The sequence below is a fragment of the Clostridium sp. genome (assembly GCF_021372645.1).
Taxonomy (GTDB): domain Bacteria; phylum Bacillota; class Clostridia; order Clostridiales; family Clostridiaceae; genus Clostridium.
The window spans coordinates 162,868-185,137 of sequence record NZ_JAJFUC010000026.1 but is presented as its reverse complement, the minus strand read 5'-3'; the positions used below and the strand labels follow the sequence as shown (position 1 = coordinate 185,137).

The 22,270-nt window shown below is 28.4% G+C and carries 18 protein-coding genes and 1 riboswitch; of the genes, 3 read left to right on the top strand and 15 right to left on the bottom strand.

The window, feature by feature from the left end; genetic code table 11:
- Positions 1 to 490 precede the first annotated feature (490 nt).
- From ribE to LLF98_RS04305, 5 genes are all read right to left on the bottom strand, one after another.
- Positions 491 to 955, bottom strand: a complete 465-nt coding sequence (gene ribE, locus LLF98_RS04325; RefSeq protein ID WP_291701207.1) for a 6,7-dimethyl-8-ribityllumazine synthase — start codon at positions 953 to 955, stop codon at positions 491 to 493.
- Positions 956 to 1,084: 129 nt separating this feature from the next.
- On the bottom strand, positions 1,085 to 2,278 hold the full coding sequence (locus LLF98_RS04320) for a bifunctional 3,4-dihydroxy-2-butanone-4-phosphate synthase/GTP cyclohydrolase II (protein WP_291701205.1): 1,194 nt from the start codon (positions 2,276 to 2,278) through the stop codon (positions 1,085 to 1,087).
- Positions 2,279 to 2,365: 87 nt separating this feature from the next.
- Entirely contained in the window at positions 2,366 to 3,019 is a 654-nt protein-coding gene (locus tag LLF98_RS04315; protein ID WP_291701204.1) for a riboflavin synthase, read from the bottom strand.
- A gap of 58 nt (positions 3,020 to 3,077) precedes the next feature.
- The gene (gene ribD, locus LLF98_RS04310) at positions 3,078 to 4,160 is read right to left on the bottom strand and encodes a bifunctional diaminohydroxyphosphoribosylaminopyrimidine deaminase/5-amino-6-(5-phosphoribosylamino)uracil reductase RibD (RefSeq protein WP_291701202.1); all 1,083 of its coding nucleotides are present in this window, start codon (positions 4,158 to 4,160) and stop codon (positions 3,078 to 3,080) included.
- Positions 4,161 to 4,489: 329 nt separating this feature from the next.
- Positions 4,490 to 4,604, bottom strand: a riboswitch (FMN riboswitch).
- A 48-nt stretch (positions 4,605 to 4,652) separates the two neighbouring features.
- Positions 4,653 to 5,888 carry a DUF6398 domain-containing protein gene (locus LLF98_RS04305; protein WP_291701200.1) on the bottom strand — a complete coding sequence of 412 codons (1,236 nt, stop codon included), beginning with the start codon at positions 5,886 to 5,888 and terminating at the stop codon, positions 4,653 to 4,655.
- Positions 5,889 to 6,404: 516 nt separating this feature from the next.
- Here LLF98_RS04305 and LLF98_RS04300 point away from each other — a divergent pair.
- Complete coding sequence (locus LLF98_RS04300; protein ID WP_291701198.1) at positions 6,405 to 7,388, top strand: amidase domain-containing protein; 984 nt, start codon at positions 6,405 to 6,407, stop codon at positions 7,386 to 7,388.
- Positions 7,389 to 7,532: 144 nt separating this feature from the next.
- Here LLF98_RS04300 and purB read toward each other — a convergent pair whose 3' ends face one another.
- Entirely contained in the window at positions 7,533 to 8,963 is a 1,431-nt protein-coding gene (gene purB, locus LLF98_RS04295) for an adenylosuccinate lyase (RefSeq protein WP_291701196.1), read from the bottom strand.
- Positions 8,964 to 9,164: 201 nt separating this feature from the next.
- On the opposite strand from purB, the gene LLF98_RS04290 reads away from it, so the two are divergent.
- Positions 9,165 to 9,383 (top strand): DUF378 domain-containing protein, encoded by a 219-nt coding sequence (locus LLF98_RS04290; RefSeq protein WP_291701194.1) that lies wholly within the window; start codon positions 9,165 to 9,167, stop codon positions 9,381 to 9,383.
- A gap of 95 nt (positions 9,384 to 9,478) precedes the next feature.
- Here the strand turns inward: LLF98_RS04290 and LLF98_RS04285 are convergent, their stop codons facing one another.
- Entirely contained in the window at positions 9,479 to 9,739 is a 261-nt protein-coding gene (locus LLF98_RS04285) for an HPr family phosphocarrier protein (protein ID WP_291701192.1), read from the bottom strand.
- Between the two features lie 645 nt (positions 9,740 to 10,384).
- Here LLF98_RS04285 and LLF98_RS04280 point away from each other — a divergent pair.
- Entirely contained in the window at positions 10,385 to 10,930 is a 546-nt protein-coding gene (locus tag LLF98_RS04280; RefSeq protein WP_291701190.1) for an IS630 family transposase, read from the top strand.
- A 682-nt stretch (positions 10,931 to 11,612) separates the two neighbouring features.
- Here LLF98_RS04280 and LLF98_RS04275 read toward each other — a convergent pair.
- The 8 genes from LLF98_RS04275 to dapG all read right to left on the bottom strand — a co-directional run bounded on the left by LLF98_RS04275 (position 11,613) and on the right by dapG (position 22,256).
- Positions 11,613 to 11,873, bottom strand: coding sequence for a stage V sporulation protein S (locus LLF98_RS04275; RefSeq protein ID WP_291701188.1), 261 nt, complete (start codon positions 11,871 to 11,873; stop codon positions 11,613 to 11,615).
- Positions 11,874 to 12,089: 216 nt separating this feature from the next.
- Positions 12,090 to 13,631, bottom strand: coding sequence for a ribonuclease Y (gene rny / locus LLF98_RS04270; RefSeq protein WP_291701186.1), 1,542 nt, complete (start codon positions 13,629 to 13,631; stop codon positions 12,090 to 12,092).
- Between the two features lie 300 nt (positions 13,632 to 13,931).
- The gene (gene recA / locus LLF98_RS04265) at positions 13,932 to 15,035 is read right to left on the bottom strand and encodes a recombinase RecA (protein WP_291701184.1); all 1,104 of its coding nucleotides are present in this window, start codon (positions 15,033 to 15,035) and stop codon (positions 13,932 to 13,934) included.
- Between the two features lie 162 nt (positions 15,036 to 15,197).
- On the bottom strand, positions 15,198 to 15,788 hold the full coding sequence (gene pgsA / locus LLF98_RS04260; protein WP_291701182.1) for a CDP-diacylglycerol--glycerol-3-phosphate 3-phosphatidyltransferase: 591 nt from the start codon (positions 15,786 to 15,788) through the stop codon (positions 15,198 to 15,200).
- A complete protein-coding gene (gene rimO, locus LLF98_RS04255; protein WP_291701232.1) occupies positions 15,772 to 17,151 on the bottom strand; it encodes a 30S ribosomal protein S12 methylthiotransferase RimO in 1,380 nt (459 codons plus the stop codon). Before rimO ends, pgsA begins: the two co-directional genes overlap by 17 nt.
- Positions 17,152 to 17,383: 232 nt before the next feature.
- On the bottom strand, positions 17,384 to 19,756 hold the full coding sequence (locus tag LLF98_RS04250; RefSeq protein ID WP_291701180.1) for a DNA translocase FtsK: 2,373 nt from the start codon (positions 19,754 to 19,756) through the stop codon (positions 17,384 to 17,386).
- A 332-nt stretch (positions 19,757 to 20,088) separates the two neighbouring features.
- Positions 20,089 to 20,829 (bottom strand): ATP-dependent Clp protease proteolytic subunit, encoded by a 741-nt coding sequence (locus LLF98_RS04245; RefSeq protein ID WP_291701178.1) that lies wholly within the window; start codon positions 20,827 to 20,829, stop codon positions 20,089 to 20,091.
- Between the two features lie 230 nt (positions 20,830 to 21,059).
- Positions 21,060 to 22,256, bottom strand: a complete 1,197-nt coding sequence (gene dapG, locus LLF98_RS04240; protein ID WP_291701176.1) for an aspartate kinase — start codon at positions 22,254 to 22,256, stop codon at positions 21,060 to 21,062.
- Positions 22,257 to 22,270 lie beyond the last annotated feature (14 nt).

The window sequence follows — 22,270 nt, the reverse complement described above, 5'->3', positions numbered from 1 at the left end:
TTAAAAAGTACATATTATATAAATAAGGCATATAAAAAATAACAATTCAAGATGCAACATATATTTGGTCTTAAGAGGACGCTCCCTTTTCGGGGTGTACATTGTAAGTGAAATAGAATTGCAAACTGAATTGTTATTTTTGAATATACCTATAACGAATTATTATGAAATTTCTTTTCCCATCATGACCATACCCTCAAATCCATGTTTTTTATAAAAGCCTCCAGTCCTATGATTTTTAGATGTATATTTAACCATTGCCTCCTCTCCACTTTTCTTATAAGTACAAGTTTATTACAAATTCTGTTCCTGCCTTTATTTTAAAAGTTATCCACAGACTTGACTTGAATATAATTTCTGCATTCGTAGACAAAATAGAAGAAGATGCTGTACAAAATAATTTGAAAAAATCACTTTCTACAGCATCTTCTTTTCTATGTTTTGTGAAAAAACATAGAAAAATAAATAAAATATTTTCTTTTATACTAAATTATTTTATTGTATTAAGTAAGTTAGCCATTTCAATAGCTGAGACTGCACATTCATATCCTTTATTTCCTGCCTTAGTTCCTGCTCTTTCAATTGCTTGTTCTATAGTATTTGTTGTAAGTACTCCAAATATTACTGGCTTTTCGCTTTCAAGAGAAACACTTGCAATTCCCTTTGATACTTCTGAACACACATAATCATAATGTGAAGTAGATCCTTTTATTACTGCCCCTAAACATATTACTCCATCATATTTAGAATTTTTCGCCATTCTTTTAGCCACTAATGGAATTTCAAATGCACCTGGTACCCATGCAATATCAATATCTTCTTCTTTAACTCCATGTCTTTTTAATCCATCTAAAGCACCATCTAAAAGCTTTCCACCTATAAATTCATTAAATCTTCCTATTACTATTCCAAACTTTAATCCTTCTGATACCAAATTTCCTTCAAATATATTCATTACTGTTTCCTCCATTATTTTAATTATTTTTATATAAATTTTATTATAAAATTACTAATTTATTAGTGATTCTATTTATTACTTCTAAATTTTCACTAACAGGTTGACGTTATATTACATATGTTAATTTTATAAATTTAATATATGATTCATTCTTTCTTTTTTAGTTTTTAGATAAAATTCATCACTTTTGTTTACTGGCATTTGTATTGGAACTCTTTCAACTATTTCAATATTATTTTTTTCAAGTCCCTCTATTTTGGATGGATTATTAGTAATTAATCTAATATTATTTATCCCTAAAATTTTAAGAATATCTGAACTTACTTTATAATCTCTCATATCTTCTTCAAATCCTAAAGCTAAATTTGCATCTACTGTGTCTAATCCTGCATCTTGAAGTGCATATGCTTTTAGTTTATTTAAAAGACCTATTCCACGTCCTTCTTGCCTCATATATAAAAGTATTCCACGTCCTTCTTCTTCTATCATTTCCATTGCTGATGCATATTGTTCACCACAATCACATTTTCTAGAACCTAAAGCATCTCCTGTTAAGCATTCAGAATGAACTCTTACAAGTACAGGCTCACCAGTTGTAATGTCTCCTTTTACTAATGCCAGATGACACTTCTCACTACCTTTTTCATTAAAAGCTAATACTTTAAAATCTCCATATTTAGTTGGTAATTTGGCTTCTGCTTCCTGAGCCACACTTAAATGCTGTTCTTTCCTATATTTAATTAAAGCTTCTATAGTCAAAATCTTTAAATTATGTTCTTTAGAAAATTTCATTAAATCATCACGTCTTGCCATAGTTCCATCATCATTTACAATTTCACATATGGCTGCTGCACCCTTAAACCCTGCAAGCTTTGCTAAATCTACTGATGCTTCAGTATGACCAATTCTTTCTAAAACTCCATTTTTTTTAGCTATTAATGGGAATATATGTCCAGGTCTTCTAAAATCAGTTTCTTCAATTGAAGTTGCAAGCTTATTTATGGTATAAGCTCTTTCAAATGCTGATATTCCTGTTGTTGTGTCTTTATGATCTACTGCTACTGTAAATGCAGTTTCATGATTATCTGTATTATTTTCAACCATAGGATTTAATCCTAGTTTCACTGCAATTTCTTCTTCTATTGGTGCACATACTAATCCTCTTGCATACTTAATCATGAAATTAATATTTTCTCCAGTAGCCATTTCTGCTGGAATTACTAAGTCACCTTCATTTTCCCTACCCTCATCATCAACAACTATTACCATTTTGCCTTCTTTAATATCCTTTAATCCTTCTTCTATACTATTAAATTTCATATTTTTTCCCCCTTAATTTTAATATTTAGTCATTATAATCTTCTAAAACTTTCTTATACTCTCATTATATCTATAAGAATGCTTAATTTAAAATCCATTATCCCTTAAGAATTCCATAGTTATCTGACTTTTCCCAGCTTCTTCTTTTTCATCTTTTGAGGCAAATAATTTTTCAATATACTTCCCCACTAAATCACATTCTAAATTAATCTTAGAATTAACTTTTTTATTTGACAGAATAGTATTCTCTAAAGTATGTGGTATAACTGAAACCTTAAACATTTCATCATTAACATAAGCAACAGTTAAACTTATTCCATCTATTCCAATAGAACCTTTATATATAACGTACTTTAAGACGTCTTCTGGTGCAGAAATAGTGAACCACGTTCCATCTTTTTCTTCTTTTATTGAAACTATTTTACCAACTCCATCTATATGTCCACTCACAATATGTCCACCAAGTCTATCGCTAAGTCTTAATGCTCTTTCAAGATTTAATTTATCACCAACTTTTAAACTTCCTAAATTACTTTTAGCTAAGGTTTCTCCCATTACTTCCGCTTTAAATGAACAGGGACCTTTCTCTTTAACTGTTAGACAAACTCCGTTTGTAGCTATACTGTCACCTATTCTAGTATCTTCTAAAACTTTGTTACATTTGATTTTCATTACTCCAAAACCATTACCTATACTAAGTTCTTCTAACATCCCAACTTCTTCAATAATTCCAGTAAACATTTTTCCTCCTTAATTTTAAAAATTATTTTTATAATTTGATCTGATGTTCTAGTTAAAATCACTTGATATATCCTTCAACAACTAAATCCCCACCAATTTTTCTATAACTCATATCCTTCAAGTTAACTGCATTGTCTAATTTTGAAAAACCTATTCCTGCTATACAACTTTTACTGTTTTCTCCACCCAATATTTTAGGTGCTATATAAAAAATTACTTTATCTACTATATTTTCTTCCAATGCAGAAAAATTCAATGTTCCACCACCTTCAATAAGTATGGAATCTATCCCCTCTTCTCCAAGCTTTTTTACAAGCTCTTTCAAATTTACTTTATTATTCTTTTCTGAAACTTCTATAACTTTAACTCCCAAGTCTCTTAAAGTTTGTTTCTTACCTTCATTAGCTTTTAATGTAGTTGCAACAATAGTGAGTTTATCAATGTTTTTAACTACTTTTGAATCCAAAGGAATTCTAAGATTAGTATCTACAATAATTCTAATTAATTTTTTTTCATTATTAACTCTGCATGTGAGCTCTGGGTCATCAGCAATAACCGTATTTACACCTACCATAATTGAATTCAATCTATTTCTTAAGCTTTGTGAGTCCTCTCTAGATTCTTTAGATGTAATCCATTTGGATTCTCCAGTATAGGTTGCTATTTTTCCATCAAGGGACATACCACTTTTTAAAACTACAAAGGGAACTTTTGATGTAATATATTTTATAAATATCTCATTCATGTTTTTACATTCTTCTTCTTTAACACCAACCACAACATCAATACCATGTTTTTTTAATTTCTCAATGCTTTTTCCTGCAACTTTTTCATTTGGATCTAGCATTCCTATTACAACTTTTTTGAATTTCTTTTCAATTATTAAGTCTACACATGGAGGTGTTTTCCCATAATGGGCACAAGGTTCTAATGTAACGTAAATTGTACTACCTTCTACTGGCTTTATTGCATTTTTTACTGCATTTCTTTCTGCATGTGCTTCACCATAACATTCATGATATCCTTCTCCTATTATTTCGCCATCCTTAACTATAACAGCACCTACTAACGGATTAGGATTTACTTTGCCTGTTCCATTCATCGCTAATTCTAAGGCTCTCTCCATATATTTTTCATCCAAGAATTATCATCTTCCTTCTATACATTTTGCCCATTATAAACTTCTAAATTCATAAAGACTCTTATATTTTAAGATTTTCAGGTTTTTGCTATAATCGTAATTATTTATTTTATTTAAAATTAAAGTTTCAAAATAATTCGTCTAGCTTTTGATTATCATATAAAAATATATAAAGTTATGTTTTCCTTATATAAGATTGGTAATATATACTTTAAATCTATTACCTTTTTAACATCAAAAAACCCCGAATTTTTTTCAAAATTTCAGGGTACAAATACAAACTAATAAGAACATTTAAAATCTTAATTTTAAATATAATTTATATTAATTACTATCTTCTTTCATCCAGACTTTACTGTCGGCTTCGGAATTTAACCGAATCTGCTATTTTAGCTTGCGGGCTGTACCGCCGATAGGGAATTTCACCCAACCCTGAAGACACTTTATTAAATTCGTTTTAATGATATCACATAATCATGTTTATGTAAAGTATTAGTTGAAATTTAGCATATCAAAATCTTTTTTCTTTTCCTTGATCCATTGGCTCATCTTAGGATCCGCCCAAGCTTCTAACCCTAAACTAACATATTTTATAGCTTCTTCTTCACTTCCAAGCTTGAATATATGTGGCAATGAATTTGGAACTTTTTTTTGCTTTAGTATATATGGTATCACAAATGGATTTCTCTTATATGCTCTTCTTAATGCATTTTCTGCTTCTTTAATTTCATTAGTTTTATATAATAATGCAGCTCTGCTATAATTTATAGCTGCTAAATTATCTTTTTCATACTTTTCCAATAAATCTTCTAACTGTGCATATTTTTTTTCAATTAAAAGCCAACTTACTACTATGTTTCTAATCATTAGGTTATCTTGCTTATTATATTTTAAAATTTCAAGAGCATTTTCTATTGCTGCTTCCTTTTCTCCATTTTCCCACAAATGAACTGCCAAACTATATTTAGCACCAAAAAGAGGTTCAGCTATTTTTAGTTCAAATAATTCTGGTTGTGCAGTTTCTAAATTATCTATTTTTAATAAATTTTGTGCTGCCTTGACTGCCTTTTCCAAAAGAGCTTTCTTTTGAAGATTATTTAAACTAGAATTTTTTGATAAAATAATATATGCATCTGCGCAATCTTCATATATTTCTAATGCTTCTTTTGCATACTTTGCTTTATTATTATATTTTTTTTGCTTCCATGCATAATTTATGATTCTTTCTGCTACTATAAAATTTTTATGGACAGCAAATTTAAAAGGCTCTTTTTTTTCATTTTCTTTTGTTCTATCCTCAACTGATACTGCAACTTCTTTTTTATCTTCTATCTCTAGTTCATTGGTAACTTTTGTATTTATATCTAAACCTATTATCCATTGTTTGTTTTCTTTTGATAAATCTAATAGATTTTTTACTTCTTTTGATTTATTGGAACCTGTGCTACTGCTAACACCAAATGCCTTATATAAATCAGCAACTTTAATATATGGTTCTTCCTTTGAATCAAATAAATTATTTATATTTCCTATAGCATGCACTATTCCTGCTGCCCATGAAAAACTTTTTCCTTTTTTTAATTGTTCTTCATTATTTTGAAATAATGTTTCTGCAGCCATAACACAAATATTCTTATATTCATCATTAAGATATTCACTTGAAAAATTCTTTATCTTATCAATTATTTCTTCATACTTGCCAGCTATTACGTTAGATAATTCTTGCATTTCTTCACATAGCTCCTTTATAAAAATCTTTAGTAAATCTAATTTTATCTTATAATAATCACTATTTACATTTATATTCATCAAATTTATACTTTTTGCTCTAAATTAGTCATATTTATATATATAAAATATCACATATTGTTTTTACGAATTCAGTCACGTTATATTATAGCACATTATTTACAAATATATCTACTTATTAATTTCTATGACAGGATAAACTAATAAAAATTTTAATGCATCCCATGTAACAATAGTATCTTTTATATCTATTATTTTTAATAACTCTTTGGCTACTGGTATTTCATTACTTTTTTCATCAACAAAAACGTTAATACTTAAAGAGAAAGTTCGAAACCCGAAATATAGAATGTCACTTTTGAAACATCACTATTCGATTCTCATCTTTCCTTTTAAGATTTTTTTAAATATATACTTTTCATTCTTATTTTGATATATTCTTATAATATATTAATAAATATATATTAATAAAATAATTTTTAATAGGAAGTATATATGTTATCAAAAAGTTTGTATAATTTTTGTCTTCTGATTTCCACTCCCTATGAAAAGTTAAATTTGATTTCCAATAACATCTATGATTTAGATTATCTTATTCTTGAAGAAATATATCTAAAAAAGTTATTCAACTTTAAATGGGAAAAAAAATTAAATTCTTCATTTAATAATTTTCAGTTTGACTACACCTATGAAATACTAGATCAAGACTCAAATTTTATTAAGCTAAAACTTAATTTAAAGATATGTTTCATAGTACAAAATGCTCCAACTAACATACTTTCTGCTTGTATCCATGAGTATATTGTCATTTTAGAATATTTACACAATAAATTTAAGATACAATTTTTAATTGAGAATGAAGAAAATCCATATTTATATAACTATGCACTAAACACTAACTTATCTCAAATAACTAATTTAATTTTTTCTAAAAATGAAAGCTTATGGACTAATAAACTTTCTTCACTTGATTTATTATATGACACTTTCATGGCCTCTAGCTTACTTTCTAATAACAATTATCATGAGCGTCAATCCTCTAATTTTAATATCATAGATGCTTGTAATTATGCAGAAACCTTTGCATTAACACCAAATCCTAATTATAAATCTTTCGAAGGTATTGGCGGAGATTGTACAAATTTCATGTCTCAAATCCTTTATGCTGGTGGAGTTAAACAAACTGAAGCCTGGAAACCATACACTCTCCCTTGGATTAGAGTTGAGGATATTTATTTATATTTAACAACACAAAAATTAGCCACTAAACTGCCTAATGAAAAGTCATTGTCTAAGGGATGCTTAATTCAATTTTATACTCCTCAAATCGGAAAATTCTTTCACAATGGATTTATTACTTATGAACTTCCAAATAATGATTACCTTTACTGCTGCCATAGTTATAATAAATTAAATTATCCACTTAGTAAAATTTTTCCTAATAGATATCCTACACTTAGAGCATTAAAAATCAACTGACTGATGTAAAATGCCGAAATAAAGGTCATGCATTTGTTGTGATTACTCAACAAATGCATGACCCCCCTATTTCTAATTATGGATATATATATTCAATATACCTGATATCAATATAAATTTAATGCAGATTCAAACATTTAAATATTAAACATTTATTTCACTCTTAATTTTTAATGCTTCCTCATTATTATTGATAATTGGATTTACATATTCATCGATAAATTCTGTAACTTGACTTGGTGATCTTCCAACAAATTTAATAGGATCAATAATTGCTAATATTTCTTCTTTAGTAAGACCAAATGAATCATCATTTATTATTCTATCTATTAAGTCGTTATCCAATCCTTCGCCCTTTACTCTTTGCGCAGCTGCCATTGAATGAACTCTAATATTTTCATGTAACTCTTGTCTATCCTTACCTCTCTTTACAGCTTCCATCATTATATTTTCAGTAGCCATAAATGGTAATTCTCTAAGTACATGAGCTGCTATTACCTTATCATATACTACCATGTTTTCAGCAATATTTATGTACAGATTTAACACTCCATCTAATGCTAGGAATCCTTCAGCAACAGATAATCTCTTATTAGCTGAGTCATCTAAAGTTCTTTCAAACCATTGAGTTCCTGCAGTAATTGCTGGATTTAATGCATCTACTATTACATATCTAGCTAATGCACTTATTCTTTCACTTCTCATAGGATTTCTCTTATATGCCATAGCTGATGATCCTATTTGATTTTTTTCGAATGGTTCTTCCATTTCCTTCATATTTTGAAGTAATCTCAAATCATTACTAAATTTGTAAGCACTTTGAGCAATCTCTGATAAAGTGTTTAAAACTATTGAATCAAGCTTTCTTGGATAAGTTTGACCTGTAACTCCAAAGCTCTTATCAAATCCCATTTTTTCTGCTACTATTTTATCTAATGCCTTAACCTTGCTTTCATCTCCATCAAACAGTTCCATAAAACTAGCTTGAGTACCAGTTGTTCCTTTAACTCCTAAAAGTTTTAATGTTGATAATAGGAAATCTATATTTTCAATATCCATTACTAAATCTTGCATCCATAATGTAGCTCTTTTACCTACTGTAGTTAATTGAGCTGGTTGAAAATGCGTAAAACCAAGCGTTGGCATATCCTTATATTCTAATGCAAATTTTTTCAAATGATTTAAAACAGTTACTATTTTATTCTTAATTAAATTTAAAGCGTCTCTCATTATTATAACGTCTGTATTATCTCCAACATAACAAGATGTAGCACCTAAGTGAATAATCCCTTTAGCGGTTGGACATTGAAGACCATATGCATGCACATGGCTCATAACATCATGTCTAACTTCTTTTTCTTTCTTAGCTGCTTCTTCATAGTTTATGTCATTAATATGTTCCTTTAACTCTTTTATTTGCTCTTCTGTTATATTTAATCCAAGTTCTCTTTCACCTTCTGCAAGAGCTACCCATAATTTTCTCCAAGTTGTAAATTTCATATCGTCTGAAAAAATGAAACTCATTTCCTTAGATGCATATCTTGAATTTAAAGGTGTACTATATAAATTTCTCATTCAAAAACCTCCACACGAATATATTTTATACTTTTTCTTTCAATATTCGTATTATATCATATTTTTTTCATTTTTGCCTATTAAAATTTTTATTTCTTGTGATTAATTATGCATAAATTAAAATTTTACTTTTTGTTATTATTGTAATTAATAATAATATAAATATAATAAGATTTATTTAAAAGATGGGAGTGAAAAACTTTGTGTAAACTAAATATGTTCGATAAACTTTCTTTTTTGTTAGTTTTTATAGGATCTTTAAACTGGGGAACAATAGGATTGTTCGATTTAAATTTAGTCAACGTAATTTCTTTAAACAGTTCTTTAATAGAAAGAGTAATTTATATTTTTGTATTTTTTGCTGCTTTAGATTTAGTTATATTATTACTAAGATGCACTTTAATTCTTGATGACAATTAAGGCATATTCCATAAAATAATAAGTCAGCATTTGAACCGTATTATTGGTACGTAAAAAAGGTTCCATATTAAAAATATGGAACCTTACTTTGTATATTAGTCTTCTAAAGTTTCAACTAATTTAACAATTTCTTCAACAGCTAAAGCTTCGTCATCTCCTGAAGCTACAACTTTGATTAGAGCATCTTTAGCTACTGCTAAAGATAGAACTCCGATTAAGCTTTTTACATTTGCTTTCTTTCCGTTATATTCTATACTAACGTCTGATTTAAATGATGAAGCCTTCTTAACTAATAATGTTGCTGGTCTAGCGTGAAGACCAGATGAGTTTTTTACTAAAACCTCTTTTGCTATCATTAATATACACCTCTTTACAAAAAATTAATAAATATGGCATTTAACTATTATAGTATAATCGTTTTTATATATAATTTCAACTTAAAAATTACTACCTGCTAGATAAGCTAATAAAAGTTTATCCTACACTTATTTAAATATTTTCTGTAATTTTTTTACTTTTGCAACATTCTTTTTAGATCTTCAACATTTAATAATTTGAAAATTGTATTTATTTCATTATCAAAATGAATTCATGTTTTTCTTCCGGCTGTATCCAGCTCCAAATAGCTTTTACACTATCTTGAAGATTGATGAAAAGAGGAATACAAAACAATTAAATGAGACTTGTCTTGAAAAACATTCTTTAAAGTTGGTTAAAATTTTATTTATTAAATTCCACATAATTTATATATAAGTTGTGATAATAAAGTTATAATACAAAAAATTCCACAAATATAAATCAGCAGAATATAAAAAACTATAATAATAATAATACAAATAGAAAGTGGTAGTTTATATGTTAAATAAAGATGATTTAAATGTTTAAATACAGGATGGAAAAAGAACAATAAGAAAAAAACTTATTCAAACTATTACAAACAATACGCCTGACGAAGTTGGCTTCATAGCAAGAAAAAACTAGACTATTGAGTTGATTAGACAATGGGTATAAATTCGTTTAATGTTACATTTAGTCACAGGGGAATGACAGATGTACTATATAGATTAAATTTAAATCATATAAGACCAATATATGTATTGAAAAATGCAGACCCAGTAAAACAAGAAAATTTCAAGAAAGATTTTGAAGTTCTAAAAAAACACCTTGAAAGCTTAGTTGATCATATTCTATTTGAAGATGAATCAATGATCCGTGATTATCAATTAATACAAAAGACATGGTTTATAAAAAAACAGCAAAGAAAAATACCTGCATATGGAAAACACGCTGGAGTAAAGTTAATGGGAATCTTAAATTATGAAACATGTTGTATTTACTGTGAAGAACATGAGAAATATGATGCAGAAGTATTCTTACAGTTTTTAAAGAATACATTGCACCAATATAAAATGGTCATGGTTCTTGATAATGCAAGAATACATCATGCTAAGTTAATACAGCTATTTTTAGGGGAAATTAAACATAGACTAACTCTTATGTTCTTACCACCATATAGTCCAAATCTTAATTTGATAGAGGGGTTATGAGGATGGCTTAAATCCAACGTAGTTAATAATGTATTTTTCTCCAAAGTAGATGAAATTCGTGTAGCTATTACTTCATTCCTTGATAATATAAATAATGTTCCACAACAAATAATAGACAGGCTTTGCATTAAATTATAAAATCTTTATCGCAACTTATATAGTTAATCTACCCATATTATGATAAACTAATTTTAGTTAATTCTTTTGGTAGATTATATCTCCTTTTTAATTTCAGCAATTAAAATGATACTATAAATTTACCTGAAAAGTCTAATAGTATCATCAGATGGTATGCCATTCTCTAATTTAAGATAATTCCTTAGTCATTTTTCTTTTTTTATTCCAAAAACCTCTATTTCAGATCACTCGTTAGCATTACTTAATACTGCAAAAAGTGTAAGAATAACTATATCACTTAATTTATGTCTCACATATGATTCATCTCTAAAATCAGAAATTTTTTTACTCGTGTTATTAAATCCTTTATTACTATAATATCTTTAACTTTTGAAAAATCTATATCATTTTCATCAAACATTATTTGTAGTTCCTGTAGCTTTTTTATTTTTATGATACATAATTTTTGCCTATATAGAAAGGTAATAAATCCAATTAGTGATAAAAATTATTTTATATTAATTTATCCTGTACTACCTGTTCAATAATTTGAAAATAAAATTAGCTATCTAGGTTGCACTATCAATTTTATAGCTGTTCTTTCTTCTCCATCTATTATTATATCTGTAAATCCTGGTACACATATTATGTCCTTCCCACTTGGAGCTACAAATCCTCTTGCTATGGCAATTGCCTTAACAGCTTGGTTTATAGCACCTGCTCCCACTGCCTGAATTTCTGCAATATTCTTTTCTTTTATTATAGCTGCGAGTGCACCTGCTACAGAATTAGGATTTGATTTTGTTGATACTTTTAATACATCCATTTTTGTTATCCCTCCTATAATTTATTATGCAAATCGTTTTCATTGAAATATATTCTATAACTTTTCTAAAAATCCTTTTTATAATTTTTTAAATTTATTTTTCATTTGTTTAATCATTAGTACTACTCTAGATTTTATCTAAAAATCTAGAGTAGTATATTTCGTATATAAAAAAGGAAATATATTCTATTATGCAATAAAATATACTTCCATTTTTTACTTAGCAAAATCTACTGATCTCGTTTCTCTTATCACATTAATTTTAATTTGTCCTGGATATTCAAGTTCTTCCTCGACACTCTTAGCTAAATTATGTGCTAATTCAATTGTCCCAGCATCATCAATTTTATCTGGTTTAACAATAATTCTAATTTCTCTACCAGCTTGAATGGCATATGACTTTTCTACACCTTCATGTGAATTTGCAATTTCCTCTAACTTTTCCAATCTCTTAATATATGCTTCCAATGTTTCTCTTCTAGCCCCTGGCCTAGCCGCTGATATTGCATCTGCTGCTTGAACTAGCACGGCTTCTAAAGATTGCATTTCTACATCTGAATGATGCGCTGCTATTGCATTTATTACTAATGGTGATTCGTGATACTTTTTAGCTAGATCTCCACCGATTAAAGCGTGAGGCCCCTCTTGCTCTTGATCAACAGCTTTACCAATATCATGTAGCAATCCTGCCCTTTTAGCTAAAGTAACATCTAAACCTAGCTCTGAAGCCATTAAACCAGCTAAGTATGAAACTTCTATGGAATGTTTTAAAACATTTTGCCCATAACTTGTTCTATACTTTAATCTACCAAGAAGTCTTATAATTTCTGGGTGTAGTCCATGTACACTAGTTTCAAGGGCTGCTTGTTCCCCTTCTTCTTTTATACTATTCTCTACATCCTTAGTTGCTTTTTCAACCATCTCTTCGATTCTTGCTGGATGTATTCTGCCATCCACTATTAACTTTTCTAGTGCCATTCTTGCAACTTCTCTTCTAATTGGATCGAAGCTAGAAAGAATGACTGCTTCTGGAGTATCATCTATAATTAAATCCACCCCTGTTAAAGTTTCTAAGGTTCTAATGTTTCTTCCTTCTCTACCTATTATTCTACCCTTCATCTCATCATTCGGTAGTGCAACAACGTGTACAGTTGTTTCAGACACATGATCAGCAGCACATCTTTGGATCGCAGTTGTAATTATTTCCCTTGATCTTTTGTCTGCTTCTTCCTTTGCCTTACTTTCAATATCTTTTATCATTAAAGCAGCATCATGTGTAATTTCTTTTCTAATTTCATCTAAAAGAATTTCACGAGCTTCTTCACCAGAAAGGGCCGATACTCTCTCAAGTTCTGCTCTTCTTTCCTCATAAAGTTTCTGTACCTTTGCTTCTACTTGATCTATTTCAAGCATTCTTTCATTGATTGTTTCGTCTTTCTTTTCAAGAAGTTCACTTTTTTTATCAAGTGATTCTTCCTTTTGGATTACTCTTCTTTCAAGCCTTTGAATCTCACTTCTTCTTTCACGAGATTCCTTATCAAAATCATTTCTCAATTTATGAAGTTCTTCTTTTGCCTCAAGGATTGATTCTTTTTTAGCTGATTCTGCATCCTTTTTAGCTCTAATTAAAACCTCTTCTGCTTCTTTTTCAAGCGATTCAATTTTAGCTTTTGAAACGTTTTGAATCGTTTTATAAACCACTATTCCTAATATTAATAAAATTATTACATCTATTAATATCATTACCGCTAGTTCCACATAAACACCTCCCAATTTATTATTTTCTCATTATATACTAACAAGAAAGTATAGTAGGTGTCATATTCTTCTCACTGCATTTTGGAATATGATAAACCAGTATTCCTTTTTATTCTATATTAAAAATAAAATTATGTCAAGTTTGCTCATATAATGGTTATATCATGCATTATACTATATAATACTTAATTTTAAATATAGCTATATAATGCGAATTAACACAAATGTAGTTATATTCTTCATTGCATTTATTAGTATATTAATGCAATAATATTATATTTCTTTTTACGTCCATAATTTCTATTTTTTTATATCCTTAGTATCAGTTTTAGCTGTATCATTTTTAATTTCATTAGTTTTCTCATCTTTAGTTTTGTTTAATATATTTTCTTTAACTAATTCTGCTAATGGAAGATTATATTTCTCTCTAATTTGATTTTCTATATCTAATGCTACTTCTGGATTTTCTTTCAAATATATCTTAGCATTTTCTCTGCCTTGCCCTAATCTTATATCACCATATGAAAACCAAGCTCCACTTTTTTGAACTATTTCTTCTTTGACTCCAACATCTACTATATTACCATTTCTAGAAATCCCTTCATTGTACATAATATCAAATTCTGCTTGCTTAAATGGTGGTGCCACTTTATTTTTTGTCACCTTTATTCTTGTTCTATTACCAATAATAGCATCACCTTGTTTTATAGAATCAATTCTTCTAATATCAAGTCTTACTGATGCATAAAACTTTAATGCTCTTCCTCCAGTTGTTGTTTCTGGTGAACCAAACATAACTCCAACCTTTTCTCTTAACTGATTAATAAATATAGCAACACAATTAGTCTTATTTATTGTTCCTGCAAGTTTTCTCAAAGCTTGTGACATAAGTCTTGCTTGAAGACCAATATGTGAATCACCCATTTCACCTTCGATTTCAGCCTTAGGAACTAATGCTGCAACAGAATCTACTACTAAAACGTCTATTGCTCCTGAACGAACTAAAGCTTCTGCTATTTCAAGACCTTGTTCTCCTGTATCAGGTTGAGAAATTATTAAACTTTCTACATCAACACCAAGTTTTTGAGCATAACTAGGATCTAAAGCATGTTCTGCATCAATATATCCTACTGCTCCGCCTTTTTTTTGTGATTCAGCAGCTATTTGAAGCGCAACTGTAGTTTTACCTGAACTTTCAGGTCCATAAATTTCAATGATTCTTCCCTTAGGAACTCCGCCAATTCCTAAAGCTATATCTAAATCTAAACAACCTGTTGATATGGCTTCCATATTTGTAGTGCTATGATCGCCAAGCATCATTACTGATCCCTTTCCAAATTGTTTTTCTATATGACTCATTGCACTTTCAATTGCTTTTAATTTTTCTGAATCTATATTTCTCATAATACTAAACTCCTCCTGTCGAACTTATGTTCTGTATTTATTATAAATTAATTATAAACTGTAGTCAATAATTAATTCTAATAAAAATCCCTTCTTTAATTTATTCAAAGAAGGAATCTTTTTATTTATATCCACTTTTTTCAATTTCCAAACATAAAACTTTTATTTATCAATTGAAACAGCTTCTTTATTCTTTTTAAAGTAATCATATCCTGATATTAACGTTACAACAACTGCAACCATAAGCATTATATTTGGTGCTATTCTGAAAAATTCTTTCACATAATAATTATTTATTACAAAAATTTTTAATAATTTTGCATCATGTATATTTATTTTTAATAATAATAAAATTATTGCTATTATTTGTATAACAGTTTTAATTTTTCCCCACCAGCTAGCTGCTATAACTCTTCCTTGTGCTGCTGCTATTGATCTTAATCCAGAAACAGCAAATTCTCGTGCAAGTATAACTACAGCTGCCCATCCTGGTACTACCTGTAATTCAACTAAAGAAATTAAAGCTGCAGTAACTAACAATTTATCCGCTAAAGGATCCATAAACTTTCCAAAGTTAGTTATTTGATTTCTACTTCTAGCAACATATCCATCTAATTTATCAGTTAATGATGCTAAAATAAATATAAATGTAGCTATAAAACTTCCATAAGGTATATCTTTCACAGCTATAAAAACTAAAAAAACAGGAACTAAAAATATCCTACCTAAGGTTAACTTATTTGCAAGATTCATAATCGACAACTCCCACTAAATCATAATCCATATTTTTAACTATTTTGACCTTTATAAATTCACCAATTTTTATATTCTTCGATGATTTAAACAACACATTTGCATCTATCTCTGGAGCCATTTCATAGCTTCTTCCATAATAATACTCTCCATTATATCCCTCAACAAGAATATAATATAACTTTCCGATTTTCAATTTATTTATCTCTTCTGAAACATCTTTTTGAATCAACATTAATTCTTCTGCTCTTTTCTTCTTAATGTCTTCTTCGATTTGCCCGTCCATTTTGGCAGCTGAAGTATCTTCTTCTTGAGAATATGTGAATACCCCTACTTTATCAAGCTTATATTCCTTAAGGAAGTCAATAATTTCATTAAAATCCTCTCTTGTTTCTTTTGGGAATCCAACTATAAAAGTAGTTCTTAAAACAATATCTGAAATTTTCTCTCTTAATTTTTTTATTTTATTTATTATATCTTGTTTACTAGTTCTTCTTCCCATAAGTTTAAGAATCTTATCACTTATATGTTGAATTGGCAAATCTAAGTATTTTACAACTTTATCATTACTTGCAATTTCATCAATAAGTTCATCATATATTTCTTCTGGATAACAATAAAGTACTCTAATCCACTTAATCCCATCAATTTTAGCTAATTCTTTTATTAATAAATGGAGACTTTTCTTTCCATATATATCACTACCATACAAAGTAGTATCTTGAGCTATAAGTATTATTTCCTTAGCTCCGTTTTCACTTAAATCTTTTGCTTCATTTATAATGTTTTCCATTTTTCTGCTTCTAAATTTTCCTCTTATTTTAGGAATTATACAATATGTACAAAAATTGTTACAACCCTCTGCAATTCTAATATATGCACTTTCTTTTTGAGTTGTAAGAATTCTCTTTCCTTCATTAATATTTTCATCTGAATAATTTAGAAGTTCTAATGCTTTTTTATTTCCTTCTATAAAATCTGTTATAAACTCGTTTATTTTATTATAGTCATTTACTCCAAGCATTATATCTATCTCAGGTATCAATTTACCTAGTTCTTCTCCATATCTTTGAGTAAGACATCCCGTTGCAATAAGAAGTTTACATTTATAATTAATTTTATAGTTTGCCATTTCTAATATTGTATCAATAGATTCCTGCTTTGCACTTTCTATAAATCCACACGTATTTACAATAATTATATCTGCAATTTTAGGATCACTTGTTATTTCATACTCATTACTCATCTTTCCTAGTATTATTTCTGAATCAACTCTGTTTTTATCACATCCTAAACTAACCATTCCTACTTTATACTTATTTGAAGTATAATTTACTTTTTCTGATATGTTTGCTGTTTCCATTTTTATTTCACTCAAGTCTTTATATCCTCCTGTGTTTTAATAGTTTTAATTATAACAAATAGAAACTATATTTTACAAGCTACTACCTAATTATATATATTACTATACTGACTTAAAATCCTTTAATAATCTCATTTTAATACTATATGAAAGAAAAAGTTAACATAAAATTAAATTTTATTTAATAATTTAGTTCAATTTCTAATAAGAAAATTTAAACTTTGCGCATATTTTATTCATCATTATTTTCATCTGAAAGTTGTTGCCTTGTAATAAGTATTTGCCTTGGTCTGCTTCCATCCTTTTCTGAAATTATACCTCTTTCCTCTAATTGATCCATAATTCTAGAAGCCCTATTAAATCCTATTCTAAATTTTCTTTGAATGAATGAAGTTGATGCTTGACCATACTCTACTACTGCATTTATTACTTCATTAAGTAATTCATCTATATCATAACTCTTTTCACTTGAATCTGATGATTTTGAATCTGTTGCACTATTAATATGATCAATTATATCTTCTTCATAATTAGTATCACCCTGTTCACTCTTAATAAATGAAACTACGTGTTCAACTTCTTCCTCAGATATAAAACATCCTTGTACTCTAAGTGGCTTACTTTCTCCTACAGGATAATATAACATATCCCCTTTTCCAAGAAGTTTTTCTGCACCTGATCCATCTAAAATAGTTCTAGAATCTATTTGAGATGATACTGCAAAAGATATTCTAGATGGTATATTAGCTTTAATTACTCCTGTTATTACATCTACAGATGGTCTTTGAGTTGCTATAACTAAATGCATACCAGCCGCTCTTGCCATTTGAGCTAATCTTCCAATATAATCTTCTACATCATTTGGACACACCATCATAAGGTCAGCAAGCTCATCTACAATTATAACTATATAAGGAAGCTTTTGTTCTATAACTCCTTTATTAAATAATTCATTATAAGACTCCATATTTCTAACTCCACAGTCTGCAAAAAGCTTATATCTATTTGTCATTTCATTTACTGCCCAATTCAAAGCTGCTGCAGCCTTTTTAGGATCTGTAACAACTGGAATCAAAAGGTGTGGTATTCCATTATAAACATTTAATTCAACAACCTTAGGATCAACCATAAGAAGCTTAACTTCATCAGGATTATATTTATATAATAAACTTATTATAAGTGAATTTATACATACACTTTTACCTGAACCTGTTGCCCCTGCAATTAGCGTGTGTGGCATTTTATTTAAATCTCCTACCACACATTTACCTGAAATATCTTTTCCTAATGCAAAAGCCAATTTTTTCTTAGAATTAATAAATTCATCATTTTCTAACACTTCTCTTAAAAATACTGGTGTTTGTTTTCCATTTGGTACTTCTATGCCAACTGCTGCTTTTCCTGGAATCGGAGCTTCTATTCTTATTCCTGAAGCTGCAAGTCCGAGTGCTATATCATCTGATAAATTTACTATCTTACTAACTTTAACTCCCGGACTTGGTTGAAGTTCAAATCTTGTAACAGATGGACCTTTAGTTACTTGAGTCACTTTTGCATCAACCCCAAAGTTAGATAATATTTCTTCAAGTTTATTTGCATTTTCTATTAACTCTTTTTTATCACTACTATTTAGCTTTGTATTAGCATTTAATTTTAATAATCCTAAGTTTGGATGTTTATATTCTTTTAATTCCTTGCATTCAGAAATTTGCTCTTGTATTTCTTTATTAACCACATTTTTAACATCATTATCTAAATTTTCTTTTTTTCGAGCATGATTTTGCACATTTTTACCTAAGAAATTATCTATATGAATATCTGATGAAATTTCAGATTTTAATTGTGGTGAGGCTTCTTCCTCTTCCCTTTCATTTGAATCCTTCATAAAATCTAAAATCTTTATTTTTTTATTAACTCCTGATAAAAAAGCTTCTTTTTCATTATGTCTCTTTTGTTCATTTTCATTTTTTTCTACTATGTTTATAAAATTTTCACGAGTTTTTCTCTCTTCATTTTTTTCTTTTACCTTTTTATTTCTATTTTTTCTATTATTTCTTATTTTTTCTCCTTTATTATATGCCTTTATACCTAAATCATATAATGTAATATCAAATATTAAAATAACAGCTATTATTGAAAAAGCAAGAAGTATAATATATGTTCCTAAAACCCCTACAATTTTATAAAGTGGATAACATATAAGATATGATATTATTCCTCCATGCATAGTTTTAGTATTATCACCAATTATTAATTTAATATTTTCAAAAAAATCACTTTGATTATCTAAGCTTTGAATATTTATAATTCCAAAGGTTAACATAATAATGACTACTAATATTGTCATCCCAAAAAATTTCTTATTAAATTTAATGTTTCCCCTTGTTTTTATATATTGAAAACCAAAATACATTAAATAAGCAGGTAACGCATTTGCACCTATTCCAATTACTACATATGATATTCTTTGTGCTAAAGATGATAATATTCCAGCTAATGAAGTATATATTGCTATTCCAAGTATTATACCTGTTGCAATATATACTATTCCTACTATATCAGGATTTATTGTAATTTCATCTTTTTTGCTTTTAGTCCTACCCAACTTAAATCACCTCATGTTTTTTATTCAATGTCTTATTTGCTCAAAAATTTAACAAATCTTTTTAAACTTGACAATACTACTATTTTACAACAATATGACTAAATTTAAAACTCAAATATTTTTTAATTTTTAAATCTATGTTTTAATCTTTGTCCTTTTAGGTAAATTATAAGTGAGTATACCAAAATATATCTAAATATAATTTAGAGAATTCTAGAAATCAAATCTCATCCAAACCTATATAATAAAATAATGCTATTCTGTATTATTTCTATATTCTTATAAATTAAATGAAGCTTACCATATTAATTTTTATATGGTAAGCTATTTTATTAATTAGTCCTTAGAGTATTCTCATTATTAATATTCTTATTTTCTATAAGTTCATTAAGTTTATCTAAAGCCTCATGTATTCCTCCAACTTCATCAATAAGTCCACAGTCTACTGCCTGCTTTCCAATTAGCATTGTTCCTACATCATTTAGCAATTCATCTGTTTGCAACATAAACTTTTCTAAAACTTCTTGTTTTATATTAGAGGTTCTTACTATAAATTCATTTACTCTCTCTTGCATTTTTTTAAAATATTCGAAGGTTTGCGATACGCCTATGACAAAACCATTCATTCTTACTGGATGAACTATCATTGTTGCAGATGGAGTTATAAATGAATAGTTTGAAGATGTTGCAAGAGGAACTCCTATTGAATGTCCGCCCCCAATCACTATGGATACAGTGGTTTTAGACATACTACTAATCATTTCAGATATTGCAAGTCCTGCCTCTACATCTCCCCCAACAGTATTTAATACTATAAGCAACCCCTTAACTTCTTTATTTTGTTCAATATCTATTAATTGTGGAATAATGTGCTCATATTTTGTTGCTTTTGTTTGTGGTGGAAGAACTGAATGTCCTTCAATTTGACCAATTATAGATAAAACTTGTATTCTTTTATTCGGATTTGCTAACGCTGTATTTCCAAGTTCCTTTACATCTTCTATTTTATCTTTTACTTCCGATTTATTACTTTCATTCTCTATATCTTCGCCATTAAAAATATTTTTATACATAAAATAATCCCTCCTATACTATTTTTATTTTGTACATTAAGAATTATTTTATTCATAACTAAGGCAGATGAAAAAAAATAATACACCAAAGATGTTATTTATATTTTTCATCATACAAGGAAATAAATTTGCTCATAGTGGACTATTCGAGCAACTTACTGATGCAGTATGACGTAAAACTGATAATCATACTGGATAATCATACTGGTCTATTATCTTTTTGAATGTGATTAAAGCTTAAAAGCCTTATGTAAAACATTTATTGCCTCTTTTTCATTTTTAGAGTGGACCAAGCACCAAATCGTCATATGTGAATCTGCTGTTTGCAATACTTCTATATTATTATCACTTAACGCCTTTATAATCCTTGCCATAACACCTGGTATCCCTTTCATTCTTGATCCTATAACAGCTACCTTACTGCAATCTTCTATTAAAGTATATTTTAATTTAGCATTATTTAAAATATCGTCTAAAACATTTCTATCTTTTTGATTTATAGTGAAAATTTGTTCACTTGGAAATATATTTATTAAATCTAAACTGATTTTATTTGCAGCAACTAAGTCTAAGACATTTTTATATTTAATATTTCCTGCATTTTCAGAAGCTTTAATAGAAACTTGAATTCTATTTTTTTGGCTAGTAATTCCAGTCATAATTCTATCCTTACCTTTATCACCAAAATTATTTATTAACGTTCCTTTAGAGTTACTCATAGTATTTTTAATTAGTATGGGAATATTACCTTCCATAGCAACTTCCACAGCTTTTGGGTGAATTACAGTAGCTCCTTTATCTGCCAATTGAAATACTTCATTATAACTTATGACATCAATTAAATTAGCATTTTCAACTATTCTTGGATCAGCTGTCATGATTCCATCTACATCAGTATATATTTCAATAGCTGAAGCTTTAAGTGCAACTCCTAAGATAGAAGCTGTAGTATCACTTCCACCTCTACCTAAGGTAGTCAAATATCCACTTTCACTAATTCCTTGAAATCCTGTTATTACTGGAACTCTTCCTTGAGATACTAATTCTAAAATCTTTTTTGGCTTAACTTCAGTGCAAGTAGCATCTGTAAAATTATTATCTGTAAATATTCCTGCTTGCCCACCAGTAAGTGGCATAGCATCAATCCCAGCACTATATAAATCACTACTCATAACAACTGAACTTATAGTTTCTCCACAACACATAAGTAAATCTTGAGCTAATTTATTTGTGTTTTTAAATTTATCATCTACTAAGGATAACAATGTATCTGTAGCATAAGGTTCACCCTTTCTTCCCATGGCAGACACCACTAGAACAGGACTATATCCTTCCTTAATAGCATTTTTAACTTTTTCAATTACTTGCTTTCTATTCTTATCAGTTGACACTGAAGTTCCTCCAAATTTTTGTACAACTATTTTCATTGCATTTCCTCCTA